Source organism: Microbacterium esteraromaticum (assembly GCF_014084045.1).
GTDB lineage: Bacteria > Actinomycetota > Actinomycetes > Actinomycetales > Microbacteriaceae > Microbacterium > Microbacterium esteraromaticum_D.
In genome coordinates, this window is record NZ_CP043732.1 from 2,337,029 (window position 1) to 2,350,760 (window position 13,732).

Genomic DNA, 13,732 nt, shown 5'->3' on the forward strand with positions numbered 1-13,732 from the left:
CCCTTTCACGCTGCGCGCACCCTCGGGTCGATGACCCGATAGAGGATGTCGGCGAAGAAGTTCATGATGATGACGATCGACGAGAAGACCACGAACGTGCCCTGGAGCACCGGGAAATCGGGCCCCTGGATCGCTCGATAGGTCAGGTACCCGAGGCCCGGCCACGAGAACACGGTCTCGACGGTGACGGCGCCGGCGATGAGGCCGGCGAGCTGCAGGAAGATCATCGTGACGGTCGGCAGCAACGCGTTCGGGAGCGCGTGGCGGCGACGCACCTGATCCTCGGGGAGGCCCTTCGCCCGCGCCGTGACCAGATAGTCCTGCCCGAGCTCCTCGAGCAGCGACGAGCGCATGATCAGCACGTACTGGGCGTACGACGCGATCGAGAGCGCGATCACCGGGAGCACGAGGTGGCGAGCCACGTCGAGCACGTAGGCGAAGCCTGTGTAGTTCGTGCCGACCGTGACCATTCCGCTGCTCGGGAAGATCCCGGTGCCCGAGAATGCGAGCAGCAGAAGCAGGCCGAACCAGAAGGTCGGCATCGACCAGAAGAAGAGGGAGAGCCAGGTGGCCGACTTGTCGAACCACTTGCCCCGTCTCCATGCGGCCTTCTGCCCGACCCAGATGCCGAGACTCACCGTGAGCACCATCGAGACCGACATGAGCAGAACCGTCGGGCCGATGAAGTTGCCCATGAGCTCGGTCACCGGGCGCTGGTAGACCAGCGAGGTGCCCAGGTCGCCGGTGAAGAGGCCGACGAGGTAGTCCCAGAACTGCACGAGGATCGGTCGGTCGAGTCCGAACTTCTCGTGGAGCTGGTTGATCTGGTCGACCGTGATCGCGCGACCCCTGGTCAGCAGCGCGACCGGGTCGCCCGGAAGCACACGGAACGCGAAGAATCCGAGCACCACCACCATGAGCAGGCTGACGGCGGAACCACCGGCTTTGACGAGGAGATACCTCCACGTGCTCCCGCTGTGTCGAACATCTGCGGCCTCATCGGCCCCGAGCTGTTCGGCTGTGGGCACCATGACACCCACCGCGGCGTTGCTCGGATTCTCGCGTTCCATGGCTGCTTCCTCTACTGCCGGTCGTCCGCGGTCTTCTTGCGGCGCGAGGCCATCACGATGAGTGCGATGATGATGAGCACCGCGACGACACCGGCGATGGTCCAGATCAGCCACGGCGAATCCGCGGCGCCCACGTCGCCCGACCCGCTGTCAGCACCCTTGATCGTCGCCTGCGCGACGGAGAACCGGTTGTACGGGCTGCCCATGACCTCGACCAGGTTGTCGAGTCGGTCGGAATTGTAGGCACCGAGCGAATCGTCGTAGTAGAGGATGTTCGTCGTGCCCCAGTCGTAGATGCGCTGCAGCGAATCCTCGATCAGCCCGGCACGGGTGTCACGGTCCAGCTCGGTGTGCTGAGCCTGGAACAGCTTGTCGTACTCGGGATCGCACACGCCGGCCTGCGAGGCGTTGTCTGCTCCGGGCGTGTCGGGAAGCGTGCTGCAGACGTTGATCGAGAGCTGGTAGTCAGGATCCTGGCCGACGCCCCAGCCGTTGATGTACATGTCGTAGTCGCCCTTGGTGATGAGCGGCGACATCACGTCCCAGTTGCTGCTGTTGGACTCGATCGTGATACCCAGGTCCTTCATCCACGAAACGATGAACTCGGCGGTCGCGTTGTTCTGCGTGTTCGTTCCGTTGAACATCAGCCGGAGGGTGATCGGGTTGCCGTCCTTGTCGAGGCGGTTGCCCTGCGCATCGGTCGTGTAGCCGGCGGCCTCGAGCGACTTGATGGCCTCATCGGTTCCCTGGGGACGCGCCTTGCCTTCGAGCTTGGTGAAGAAGCCACCCGGAGCCCCCGGAGGAATGATCGTCGGACCGGTGCTGCCGAGTCCGTTGAGCACACGATCGACCAGGGTCTCGCTGTCGATCGCTTGCGCGACAGCCTGGCGGAACGCCTGATCCTCGAGCACCTTATGCTGCGTGCCGAACGGCTCGCCGCTCACGGTGGTCCAGCCGGGGTTGATCTGCAGATCCCAGAAGTGCTTCGAGGTCACCTGGTAGGTCGTGAGTCCCGACACCGACTTGAGGGACTCGAACTGCGCGGAGCTCAGGCCGCCGAGCATGTCGATCTCGCCGTTGCGCAGCGCGAGCACCGACGCGTCTGTGTTCTTGAAGCCGATCAGGTCGAGCCCGTCCACTCCGGGCTTGCCCTTCCAGTAGTGCTCGTTCGCCTTCAGGGTGATCGAGGTGCCCTGATTGAAATCATCGATGATGAAGGGGCCGCTGCCCACGACGTCTTCGGTGTTCTGGTACTCGGCGGGGTTCTCGATGTCCTCCCAGATGTGCTTCGGCACGATCGGGAGGATGCCCGGGTGCAGCGGAGTCGGCGAGTTCGTCTCGAAGACGACGGTCTTCTCGTCTTCAGCCGTGACCTGCTTGATGTTGCCGACCGACTCGCCGTTGGCGACCTGCAGTGCCTTGTCGTTCATGATGGCTTCGTAGGTCCACACGACGTCATCGGCGACGACCGGCTCGCCGTCCGACCATTTCGCGGCGTCGCGGATGTGGTAGGTCCAGGTTGTGCCCTCGACGTCGAACTCGTCGGCAAGGATTCCCTCGTAATCACCGCTCGGACCGATGCCGGCGAGCGGCTCGTACTCGTAGTCGAGCACGACGATCGCCTCATTGAAGACGGCGGTGAAAGGGTTGAGTGTGTCGACCTGGTCCATGTTGGTGGCGAGTCGGATCACGCTCGGTTCGGCCTCTTGCGCGGCACCGGCCGCGGACAGGGAACCGACCGTGAATGCGAAAGCCGCACCCAGGCCGATAAGTGGTTTGATCAGTTTCATGCCGGATCTCCTTCAATTCGGGCACTTGCACTACGCGGAAGCGAGGGGAGGCGCACGGCTTTCGGCGCCGGAATCGGGTGCTCAGGAGATCGAAGCGAGCGGACGAGACGACAGAGGGGACCGCGCTGTGCTGTCGATGTCGCTCGTGTGTACTGCATCGTCACTCCGTCATGACCGTGCTGGCTCAAAAGATACAAATCGTATCCTCTGGGTGAATCTCTCCTGATAGTAGGGGGACCTGCCGAGGTTTGTATAGTTCGGCGGCGGCATTTATCTCAGTATTCTGCCTGATTTGCTGAGGCCGTGATCTCACGTGGCGCCCGCGGCCGGGGGTTTCGCGGGCGGGGCTGCACGACTAGACTTCGTGCGAAACGCAGACTTACGTTTCAAATCACAGGCAAAGGAGCCGAGGTTCATGGTGATACGCCCCTCCGAACAGCAACTCCGAGATCCGCGTTCGCTCTCGGTGCTCGTGAACAAGCTTCGGCCGCTCGACCCGATCGGCTGGGTGCCGGAGGATCTCGTCATGCCCGCCGGACTCGAGAACCCGAGCGGCCATCCGATCCGAGCCGCCGCGGCCGCCGCACTGCAGGTCATGGCGGCTGCAGCGGCGGAAGCCGGGGTGCCTTTTCGGCTCGTCAGCGGCTATCGCAGTCGGGAGCTGCAGCAGTCCCTCTTCGAGGGGTACTCAGCGAGCGACGGCGTCGCGGCGGCGGAGACCTACTCGGCGAGACCCGGCCACTCCGAGCACCAGACGGGACTCGCCGTCGACCTGGACGACGGGGCCGGGCACGCGTTCACGAGCGCCTTCGGCGACACCGCGGCCGGGTTGTGGCTGCGCAGGCATTGCGCGGAATTCGGCTTCATCCTCCGCTATGAGCAGGGGGAGCAGCCGGTTGTCGGATACATCTACGAGCCCTGGCACTTCCGGTATGTCGGCACCGAGATCTCGCTGGACATGCGCGAGTCGGGCATCATCAACTACGAGGAGTACGTGGGCGCCGAACCCGCTCCCGACTACGCGGCGGGCTAGGGGCCGGGCGCGTGCTCCGAGAGCACCGTCGTCAGCAGCTCGATCCGTTTGAAGAGCGACGGTGTGAGTATGTGCTCACTCGTCGCGTGCGCACCGGCGCCTCGCGGTCCGAAGCCGTCGAGTGTCGGGATCCCGAGCGAACCGAGCAGGTTCGTGTCGCCAGCACCGTTCGCCGGTCGTCCGCCGAGTGCCTGGCCGATGCCGGCCGCCAGCCGGGCGACCGATGCGAGCAGCTCGTGGTCACGCCGGCCGGCTCTCCAGGTCGGGCGATGGCTGAGCAGGTCGACGGCGATCTTCGCGCCGGCGCGGCGCGGGGCGAGCCCCCGAAGTCCCGCGAGCACTCGATCCTCGGCATCGGCGTCGGCGAAGCGGAGGCCGACCTCCGCCGCGGCTCGGTCCGGTACGACGTTGGTGCGGCCCCCGCCTTCCAGCGTGCCGACATTGCAGAGCACGGGAGACTCCGAGGGGCCGGTCGCGGTCAGGTCGCGCAGCAGCAGCAGCTGATCGACGAGCTCGTCGATCGCAGACACCCCGAGTTCGGGATCCAGCCCGGCATGCGCCGAACGCCCCTCCACCGCGATCCGCACCCGAGAGCTGCCCCTCCGTCCCACCTTCAGCGCACCGTCCGGGTGGGGCGACTCGAAGCCGATCGCCGCAGCCACGCCCTCGCAGACCTCGCGAAGCAGCGGCTGGGAGAGCGGAGAGCCGACCTCCTCGTCGCTCACAAGGACGACCCGCACCGCACGGTGCGGCCGTGCGCGCAGTGCGGCCAGTGCATGCAGCATCACGACGATCCCGCTCTTCATGTCGAAGACACCAGGGCCGCGGATCCGGTCGCCCTCCTCGATCCAGGGCACGCTCGTCTCGATCGTGCCCACGGGCCAGACGGTGTCGGTGTGCCCGACGAGCAGCAGCGGCGCTCCGTGACCAGGAACGTCGGCGACGAGATCTGTACCGGCTTCCGTCCGGTGCAGCACCACGGATGCGCCGACCTCCCTGAACCGGGCCTCGAGCAGTTCCGCGATCCTGGTGCTCGCCGCCGCGTCGAAGCTCGGCGTCTCGATCGCCACGAGTTCGCGCAGCAGCGCGATCGCCTCCCGGTCGCCCCCATCGGACGATGCAGAGTGAGTTGCCGCAGTGAAGCTCATGTTACGAAACGTATATCAGGCTTGAGAGTGTGGCAATCGCCCCATAATATCGATGCAACAACGTTGCGTACCGCATACATAGGAAACATATCATGATCGATACCTCGCCGATCGGGGCGGCTTTCGCGCCCCGTCCCGGGCCGTCCGATTCCGGCTCGGCAGCAGCGGCACCCGCCACTCTCGTGGGGCGAGAGCTCGAGCATTTCAGAGACTTCCAGGCTGCGAACGCGCTCTACTCACGGGTCTTCGGCTACGACGAACCGGGCTTCACCCTCAACCCGAACCTGCTCAGCTCGCTGCGCGACTACGGCGGCTCGGTGGTCGGGGTCTTCGAACCGGGTGACGAGCTCATCGGCTTCGCCTACGGGTTCGCGGGCCGCGACGCGAGCGGATCCGATTTCCACTACTCGCAGTCGGCGGTGGTCGACCCCGCGTATCAGGGGCGCGGCGTCGGCCGGGAACTCAAGCAGCTTCAGCGCAGGGTCGCGCTGCGATGGGGGCACCGCAGGATGCGATGGGCGTTCGACCCGATTCTCACGAGGAACGGGCACTTCAACTTCTCGACGCTCGGCGCGATCGGCATCACCTATCTGACCGACTACTACGATCGACCCTGCACCGATCGAATCGTCGTCGAATGGGAGCTGGCGGAGCCGGTGGACCCGTATCGCGAGCAGCGCCGCGCGGTCGCCCCCCGATTCGCCGGTGTGCGCTGGGCCGAGCCGGTCGAACAGGCCGACGGTGCCGTCTGGGTGCCCCTGCCGACCGGTGCCGAGCTCGCCGCATCGATCGACACGCTGCGAGGCGAGCTCGCCGATGCCCTGCAGGCGGTGCTCGCCGACGGCAGAGTGCTGGTCGACTGCCGCCGGATCGATCCCTCGACCGTCGCCTATCTCGCGGTGCCGCGCGTGATCTCCACCGCGGCGCCGGACGACGCAGCCCACTCGGAGGAACACGCATGAACACCGATTCGAACGACGAGCACGATCGCTCGCTTCCGTCTCCGCGCGACCGATTCGGTGAGCGCTTCCGCCCCAATCTCTCCGCCGAGGGGATTCAGGCGCGCGTCATCGAGAACGAGGTGCGATCGCTGACGCAGACGCTCGAGGAGCTGGCCGCGACCGGCGACGTGCCGCGGGCGGCGGCGCTCATTCTCGGCGCGCGCCGACGGTACATCGCAGGCGAGGGCAAAGCGGCGGCATATGCGCAGCTGCTCAACGCCGATCTCTCTGCGACCCTCTCCAACGTCTTTCTCGCCGACGGACGGGCGCTCTCGCCGCTGACCGTGCTCACCGACGTTCGCGCGAGCGACGTGCTGATCGCCTTCTCCATGCGTCGCTATCGCGAGGAGACCATCAGGCTGGGGCGTCTGTTCCATGAGGCAGGAGGGCAGCTCGTCGTGATCACCGACAGTGAGGACGCACCCCTCGCGGGCCGTGCGACCGTGCTGATCCGCGTGCACACCGCCTCGGCCTCGTACGCCGACTCGTCCACCGCGGTCGCCGCCGTGTGCCACCTGCTGAGCACCCTCACCACGGCGAGCTCGAAGGGCGCACGCCGACGCCTCTCGATGCGGGATCACTATGCCGCCGAGCTGGCCTTCTACGGACCGGACCGCGATCAGGAGGCACGCTCATGAGGATCGAACGCGTGCGGCTCTTCTTCGTGAGGCTGCCGCTTCTGCACCGCTTTGAGACCAGCTCGCACAGCAAGGACGGAATCGAGCACGTGGTCGTCGAGCTCACCGACCGTGACGGCACCGTCGGATGGGGCGAGATCGCCTCGCCGAGCGATCCCTTCTTCTGCTCCGAGACCGTCGACACGTCCTGGAACATGGCGGTGCGCCATCTCGTGCATCGCGTGCTCGCGCATGAGTGGGAGCATCCTGCGGATCTCGAGGCGAGCTGGGCGAAAGTGCGCGGGTACGAGTTCGCGAAGGCGGGGTTCGCCGGGGCGGCATGGGACCTCTTCTCCCGGACGCAGGGCATCTCGCTCGCGTCGGCGCTCGGAGGCACACGCAGCGAGGTGCGCTCGGGCGTCTCGCTCGGTATCGAGCCGTCGATCGACGCGCTGCTCGCACAGGTCGAGCGGCAGCTGGAAGCGGGCTACGGTCGGGTGAAGCTGAAGATCGCGCCGGGGTGGGACCTGGAGCCGGTCCGCGCGACACGAGCGGCGTTCCCGAAGATCGATCTGCACGTCGACGCGAACGCCGCGTACCTGCGTGGCGAGGAGTCGACGGCACTGTTCCGCTCCCTCGATGGGTTCGAGCTCACGATGATCGAGCAGCCGTTCGGCGCGCGTGACTTCATCGCCCACGCGGAGCTGCAGGAGCACCTGCAGACGCCGATCTGCCTCGACGAGTCCATCGTGTCGATCGAGGATCTCGAGACGATGCTGCGCATGCGCGCCGGTCGAATCCTGAACATCAAGGTGTCGAGGATGGGTGGCCTCACGCGGGCGAGGCAGGCGCACGATCTCGCCGAACAGTCCGGCGTGCCCGTCTGGTGCGGTGGGATGCACGAGTTCGGGATCGGCCGCGCGACGAACGTGGCGCTCTCGTCGCTGCCGAACTTCTCGCTGCCCTCCGACGTCTCGGGATCCGACAAGTACTACGCCCGCGACATCATCGACCCGCCGGTGCGAGCGATCGACGGGACGGTTGCCGTATCGACGTCGCCGGGACTCGGGCACCGTGTCGATGTCGACTGGATCGAACGCGAGGCGCTGCAGACCTTCGACTCGGCGCTCGCCGACCAGGCGGGTGCCGCGACCCGCGTGCCCGTGGCCGCGGGAGGCGTCGCGTGAGTGGGGCGGAGACGTCGAGCTACCCGGTGATCGACGGCCACAACGACCTGGCGTGGGCCTGCCGGGTGACGCGAGGATATGCGACGGCCGGTCTCGACACCGGTGCTCCGGAGCTGCACACCGATCTGCCGAGACTCGACGCCGGTGGTGTCGGCGGCCAGTTCTGGTCGGTCTGGGTCGACCCGGTGCTTGAGGGTGCGGATCAGGTGGTCGCCACACTCGAGCAGATCGACTTCGTGCACCGTCTGATCGACGCCTACCCGGATCGGTTGCGCTTCGCCCGCACCGCGGAAGAGACGAGGGCGGCCATCGCCGAGGGCAAGATCGCCTCGTTGATCGGGGTGGAGGGCGGTGCTCAGCTCGCCGGCTCGCTCGCGGTGCTCCGGCAGTATGCGCGGCTGGGCGCGAGGTATCTGACTCTGACGTGGTCGCGTACGACCGACTGGGCGGATTCTGCGACGGACGAGGCCGCGCACGACGGGCTCACCGGCTTCGGTCGGGAGGTCGTGCGCGAGATGAATCGCATCGGCGTACTGGTGGACCTGGCGCATGTGTCGCCGGCGACCATGCGCGACGCGCTCGACACGACGTCGCGCCCGGTGATCGTGAGCCATTCCTGCGCCAAGGAGCTCTGCCGCCACGACCGAAATGTTCCCGACGACGTGCTCGCCCGCATCGGGGCGGCCGGCGGGGTCGTGATGGTCGCGTTCGTGCCGTCGTTCCTCGACGAGGATCGCCGGAGATGGGTGCGGGAGGGCGAGGTCGGCGAAGCCCCCCACGTGGGAGTCGGCCGGGTGGCGGACCACGTCGAGCATGTGCGGCGAGTCGCCGGCGTGCACGCTGTCGGTCTTGGCGCCGACTATGACGGGACCGACGCGATGCCGATCGGGCTCGCCGATGTGTCCGGCTACCCGGCGCTGTTCGCCGAGCTGGCCGGTCGGGGATGGAGCGACGCGGAGCTTCGGGGGCTGGCATGCGACAACGTGCTGAGAGTGCTGGAGGCGTCTGACGCCGATCACCTGGCATTCCTCGCCGGGGAGGCCGGTGCGCCGAGCGCCACGGCGATCGCGCCCGCCGTGGATACAGAGACGCGGGAGACGACGTGAGCGCGGAACAGCACGAGGCTGTGGAGCAGGAGCGCACGCCCCGCGTGCTCGTGGTGGTCAACTCGCCGAATTCCGGGCCCCGACGGCTCGCCGACTGGCTCGTCGAGGCCCGCATCGAGGTCGAGCCGATCCTCGGCGCTGGCGGGCTGCCCGAGACGCTCGAGGGCTTCGACGGCCTGGTCCTGCTGGGCGGAGGGCTCATGCCCGACGACGACGAGCGGGCGCCCTGGCTGCCCGCGGAGCGCCGGCTGGCAGCCGAGGCGATCGATCGCGACCTGCCGACACTGGGGATCTGCCTGGGGGCGCAGCTGATCGCCCATGTCGCAGGGGGCGAGGTACGTGCGAAGTACGGACCGACCGAGCGCGGAGCGACGGTCATCCGCGCGAACGACCGCGGACGACAGGATGCGCTGCTCTCGGCCTGCGTCGACGGTGCACCGATGATCGAGAATCACGAGGACATGATCACCCGCCTGCCCCCGGAAGCCGAGCTGCTCGCGTCGAGCGACGAGGTGGAGAATCAGGCATTCGTGATCGGCACGCATGTGCGCGGCGTGCAGTTCCACCCTGAGGCCAGTGCGGCGGACCTCGCGAACTGGGACGATGCGGCTCTGCGCGGCGAGGGGCGCGAGCTCGCGCAGCTGCTCGCCACGGCAGAATCGCTGCACGAGCAGAACACCGCCGCGAGTCGTCGGCTGATTCTCGCCTTCGCCCACGAGGTTCGCGACCACGCATCCGCCGCGCGCCCGGCCATGCGGCCCGGGGCTTGACTCGAGGACGTGAATGAGCGTTCACAGCGTTCAGCGGCTGAAGCTGACGGTACGGCTTGTCAACGTCGTCGCGATCGTCGGCGTGGGCGCGGCGACCGTCTGGTTCGGGTTCGCCGCCGCCGATGCATCTGGTGCTCAGATGGCCGCGGCCAGCGCGACGTTCGCGGCATTCGCGAGCGGGTGGGCGGGCGCTTTCGCCGCTGTCACGTCAAAGCTGAGGTCGGGCGAGGCGACTCAGGCCTGAGTGAGTCCGCTCGCGTCTGGGCGCAAAGCGCCGGGAACCGCGACACGAACCTCGGCAGACACGCCCTGGGTCTCGTCGGCGCCCGGGCTGTTCATGAGGACGCCAATCGTTCGGCGAGCTGCACGGTCGCGGCCACGATGGGCGTGCGAAGTTCGGGCTGCGAGCCGTGGTCGCGGCTCGGATGCACTCGGTTGGTCAGCAGCACGAACGACCACTCGCCGTTCGGCACCGTGAAGAAGCCGGTGCCTGTGAACCCCGTGTGGCTGGCGGTGGGGCCAGGAGCCGCTGCGCACCACTTCTCGCCGATGCGCAGCCCGTAGCTCGGCCGATAGCCGGACTCGGCGGATGGGACGCCCGGTGCCGGCTCGGTGAGCCAGGCGTGCACCCGGGGCCGCAGGCCCTCGCCGGTGCGCAGTGCTTCCGCGAAGCGAAGCAGATCCGGGGCGGTGCCGAAGATTCCCGCGTTGCCACTCACGCCTCCGAGCGCGAAGGCCGTTTCGTCGTGTACCTCGCCTTGCACCATCCCGCGCCCCGGGTCGTACTCGGTCGCCGCGATGCGGGGCCATTCTCCGGGATCCGGGCGGTATCCGGTGTGCTGCAGGCCCAACGGGCGCAGCACGTGCTCGGTGACGAGCGCGTCGTGCGGCTTGCCACTGAGCTCGGTCGCGAGGAGACCGGCCCAGATGAAGCTGAGACAGGCGTACCGGTGCACGGCTCCCGGCCTGTCGATGGGACGGGCGGTGCGGCGAAAGCGCTCGGCGCCGGGGTCTGGCTCGTGATCATCCCACGAGGCCTGAAAACCGGCACTGTGGGTCAGCAGGTGCTCGAGCGTGAGGTCCCGCAGAGACCCCTCTCTGAACTCCGGCAGATAGTCCGAGAGGGGCACTGAGGGAGTGAGGCCGCGCACATCGAGCTCGGTGAGCAGCGCGGTGGCGACGAACGCCTTCGTCACCGAGGCCAGGTCGAACTTGGTCTCGGTGGTGACGGGGAATGCTGCTGTCGCAGTGGCGACCCCCGGAGCATCCCACATCCTGGTGGTGCCGAGAGCTCTCTGCGCGACGACTCTGCCACCGACACTCGCGAGCAGCACCGCGGCCGAACCGGCCCCGGGCGCGATCGCCTGCTCGAGCAGTTCGTCGAGTGCCCGTTCCGATCGGTCAGCAGACTCCGTCATCGCCACACTCGTGGAGTCTAGGCGACTGTGCGCCTCAACCGCTTATCTGAAGTGATCACTCGACCGGCGAAGAGCCCCACGTCGACCTCGCTCGAAGACCATGCGTCCGATCATGGTCACCCGATGGCGTCTTCGTCGTTCAGTACCCTCGACACGGTGCTGCGCCCCAGTTCGGCCATGGCCGGATTCGACTCCTCGTAGTACCAGGCAAGCCCCATCGCCTGCTGCAGCGCCCACGCGGCGCCGCGGCGCCATTCGTCATCCGACGCGCCGATCGCATTTCGCAGCGTCCGACGCGATCCCTGATCCAGCAGATGCCAGGCGCACACGAGATCCAGCGAACGATCCGCGGGACCGAACGATCCGCCGTCGAGGACCCCGGCCAGCCCGTCGCCCGTCACGAGCAGGTTCGCGGGTGTGAGATCACGGTGGCTCATGACGTGCTCGCCCGCCGTCGGCACCGCGCGCAGTGCATCCCACACGATCGCGACCCGGTCGACATCCAGCAGACCGACGCTCCGCGCGAGGCAGTGCGTCATCCACTCATCGTGGTCGCTGAGCACCCCTCCGCGGCCCCGCCCGTCGAAGACCCGCGCGCCTGTGGGGACAGCGCGCATCGCCAGGATCAGTTCGCCGAGCTCGGCCGCGAACCTCGTCGCCGACGCGACGCAGAAGGGATCGGCCACCTCCCCTGGAAGCCACGTCTGCAGCGACCATGCCGACGGATACCGCTCATCGCCCGCGCCCACCCCGACGGGCTCGGGAGCGGGGAAGGGGCTCGCCACCGCGAAAGCCGAAAGCGATCCGGCCTCCGTCTCCAGATCAGCGACGGAGACGGAAGCCAACGGGAACCGCGCCGTCAGGTGCGCGCCCACCCGGAAGATCGCATTCACCGTGCCCGCACCGGCCAGTGCCGCTACCGGCAGATCTCGCAGACGCGGGAACTCGCGGGCGATCAGCGCGCCCGCGAGTTCCTCGTCGACAGCCAGCTGGCCGTCATGCATCCGCGGTGTCATGGAACCTGTGCCATCCGAGGCGCTGCGTGTCGATTCGGTGCGTTTCGGCTCGGTGCGTTTCGGCTCGGTGCGTTTCGACTCGCTTCGCTCGCTCGACGACCGGGAGGGCTCGCTCGACGACCGGGAGGGCTCTGTCGACCACCAGCACCGGGATGATCAGCCCTTCAGCCGGGCTATCCAGGCCTCGACGTCCTCGGCGGTGCGCGGGATGTCGGCCGACAGGTTGACCGCGCCGTCCGCGGTCATCAGGATGTCGTCCTCGATGCGCACGCCGATGCCGCGCAGCTCTTCCGGAACCGTGAGGTCGTCGATCTGGAAGTACAGTCCCGGCTCGATCGTGAAGACCATGCCCTCTTCGAGCACGCCGTCGTAGTACATCTCGCGACGAGCCTGGGCGCAGTCGTGCACGTCGATGCCGAGGTGGTGCGAGGTGCCGTGCACCATGTAGCGGCGGTGCTGGCCGCCCTTGTCCGCGTCCAGGGCCTCTTCGGCCGTCACCGGCAGCAGGCCCCACTCGGCGGTGCGCTTCGCGATGACCTCCATCGCGGCCTCGTGCACGCTCCGGAACCTCACGCCGGGCTTCGCCGCCGCGAACGCGGCATCAGCGGCCTCGAGCACGACCTCGTAGACGCGGCGCTGCACCTCTGTGAAGGTGCCGTTCACCGGCAGGGTGCGCGTGATGTCTGCGGTGTACTGGCTGTCGACCTCGACGCCCGCGTCGATGAGGATCAGGTCGCCGGGCACCACGGCACCGTCGTTGCGGGTCCAGTGCAGGTAGCACGCGTGATGGCCCGAGGCGGCGATGGTGTCGTAGCCCTCCCAGTGCCCATCGCTGCGCGCGCGCTGGTGGAAGACACCCTCGACGATGCGCTCGCCGCGCGGGTGGGCGACGGCGCGGTCGAAGTCGCGGATGATGTCGTCGAATCCGGATGCCGTGACGGCGACCGCGTGCCGCATCTCGGCGATCTCGAACTCGTCCTTCACGAGGCGCAGCTCGGACACGAAGCGGGTGAGCTCCTCGTCGGCGTCGACGACGAGGTCGTCGTCTCCCGCGACGAAGGTGTCGACGTGCGCGGTGGCGACGTCGAGGTCGGCGGCGACCCCGGCGAGCGAGGGACGCGGTCCGATCCAGAACTCTCCGATCGTGGCATCCGAGTAGAACTCGCTCGTGTTGCGGTCGGCACGCTCGCGGAAGTACAGCGTGATCTCGTGCCCGTCATCGGTCGGCTCGAAGACGAGCAGCGAGTCGGGCTCGGACTCGTTCGCCCAGCCGGTCAGGTGCACGAACGCCGAGTGTGCGCGGAACGGATAGTCCGTGTCGTTGCTGCGCTGCTTGAACGATCCGGCGGGGATCACCAGACGCCTGCCGCGGAACGCCTCCGACACCTTCGCGCGGCGTGCGGCGGCGAAGGGGGCCTGCGCACGCGGTGCCGGCATGGACTCAGGGCGATCGGCCCAACCGGTGGAGATGGTGTCGAGGAACCCGCGGGGGAACGGCTGCTTGCGCGGGTTCTTCTCTTCGGCGACGGGCTCGGCGGGGGTTTCGACGGCGGCGTCGTTGTCTGCGCTGGTCATG

Annotated in this window: 13 protein-coding genes; 7 read left to right on the forward strand and 6 right to left on the reverse strand. The window is 67.8% G+C overall.

The features are described from left to right. Positions 1-5 precede the first annotated feature (5 nt). Entirely contained in the window at positions 6-1,070 is a 1,065-nt protein-coding gene (locus FVO59_RS11040) for an ABC transporter permease (protein ID WP_259363174.1), read from the reverse strand. Positions 1,071-1,081: 11 nt separating this feature from the next. After that, a complete protein-coding gene (locus FVO59_RS11045) occupies positions 1,082-2,860 on the reverse strand; it encodes an ABC transporter substrate-binding protein (protein ID WP_182252684.1) in 1,779 nt (592 codons plus the stop codon). A gap of 415 nt (positions 2,861-3,275) precedes the next feature. Here FVO59_RS11045 and FVO59_RS11050 point away from each other — a divergent pair, with 415 nt between their 5' ends. Then, on the forward strand, positions 3,276-3,893 hold the full coding sequence (locus FVO59_RS11050) for a M15 family metallopeptidase (RefSeq protein WP_182252685.1): 618 nt from the start codon (positions 3,276-3,278) through the stop codon (positions 3,891-3,893). Here FVO59_RS11050 and FVO59_RS11055 read toward each other — a convergent pair. Further along, positions 3,890-5,041, reverse strand: coding sequence for a M20/M25/M40 family metallo-hydrolase (locus FVO59_RS11055; RefSeq protein WP_182252686.1), 1,152 nt, complete (start codon positions 5,039-5,041; stop codon positions 3,890-3,892). The genes FVO59_RS11050 and FVO59_RS11055 overlap by 4 nt on opposite strands. Before the next feature lie 92 nt (positions 5,042-5,133). On the opposite strand from FVO59_RS11055, the gene FVO59_RS11060 reads away from it, so the two are divergent. From FVO59_RS11060 to FVO59_RS11085, 6 genes are read left to right on the forward strand one after another with little or no spacing between them, the layout of a single operon-like run. Further along, positions 5,134-6,003, forward strand: coding sequence for a GNAT family N-acetyltransferase (locus tag FVO59_RS11060; RefSeq protein ID WP_182252687.1), 870 nt, complete (start codon positions 5,134-5,136; stop codon positions 6,001-6,003). After that, positions 6,000-6,680 (forward strand): MurR/RpiR family transcriptional regulator, encoded by a 681-nt coding sequence (locus FVO59_RS11065; protein ID WP_182252688.1) that lies wholly within the window; start codon positions 6,000-6,002, stop codon positions 6,678-6,680. Before FVO59_RS11060 ends, FVO59_RS11065 begins: the two co-directional genes overlap by 4 nt. Further along, positions 6,677-7,846 (forward strand): o-succinylbenzoate synthase, encoded by a 1,170-nt coding sequence (menC, locus tag FVO59_RS11070; RefSeq protein ID WP_182252689.1) that lies wholly within the window; start codon positions 6,677-6,679, stop codon positions 7,844-7,846. The genes FVO59_RS11065 and menC overlap by 4 nt, the downstream gene beginning before the upstream one ends. Beyond that, positions 7,843-8,952 carry a dipeptidase gene (locus tag FVO59_RS11075; RefSeq protein WP_182252690.1) on the forward strand — a complete coding sequence of 370 codons (1,110 nt, stop codon included), beginning with the start codon at positions 7,843-7,845 and terminating at the stop codon, positions 8,950-8,952. Before menC ends, FVO59_RS11075 begins: the two co-directional genes overlap by 4 nt. Beyond that, complete coding sequence (locus FVO59_RS11080) at positions 8,949-9,722, forward strand: type 1 glutamine amidotransferase (protein ID WP_259363175.1); 774 nt, start codon at positions 8,949-8,951, stop codon at positions 9,720-9,722. The genes FVO59_RS11075 and FVO59_RS11080 overlap by 4 nt, the downstream gene beginning before the upstream one ends. A 13-nt stretch (positions 9,723-9,735) precedes the next feature. Continuing rightward, complete coding sequence (locus tag FVO59_RS11085) at positions 9,736-9,966, forward strand: hypothetical protein (protein ID WP_182252691.1); 231 nt, start codon at positions 9,736-9,738, stop codon at positions 9,964-9,966. A gap of 91 nt (positions 9,967-10,057) precedes the next feature. Here FVO59_RS11085 and FVO59_RS11090 read toward each other — a convergent pair whose 3' ends face one another. From FVO59_RS11090 to FVO59_RS11100, 3 genes are all read right to left on the reverse strand, one after another. Further along, positions 10,058-11,140 (reverse strand): serine hydrolase domain-containing protein, encoded by a 1,083-nt coding sequence (locus FVO59_RS11090; protein ID WP_182252692.1) that lies wholly within the window; start codon positions 11,138-11,140, stop codon positions 10,058-10,060. A 116-nt stretch (positions 11,141-11,256) separates the two neighbouring features. Next, positions 11,257-12,144, reverse strand: coding sequence for a phosphotransferase (locus FVO59_RS11095; protein ID WP_182252693.1), 888 nt, complete (start codon positions 12,142-12,144; stop codon positions 11,257-11,259). A 168-nt stretch (positions 12,145-12,312) separates the two neighbouring features. After that, entirely contained in the window at positions 12,313-13,731 is a 1,419-nt protein-coding gene (locus FVO59_RS11100; RefSeq protein WP_182252694.1) for an aminopeptidase P family protein, read from the reverse strand. Between the last annotated feature and the right edge of the window lies 1 nt (position 13,732).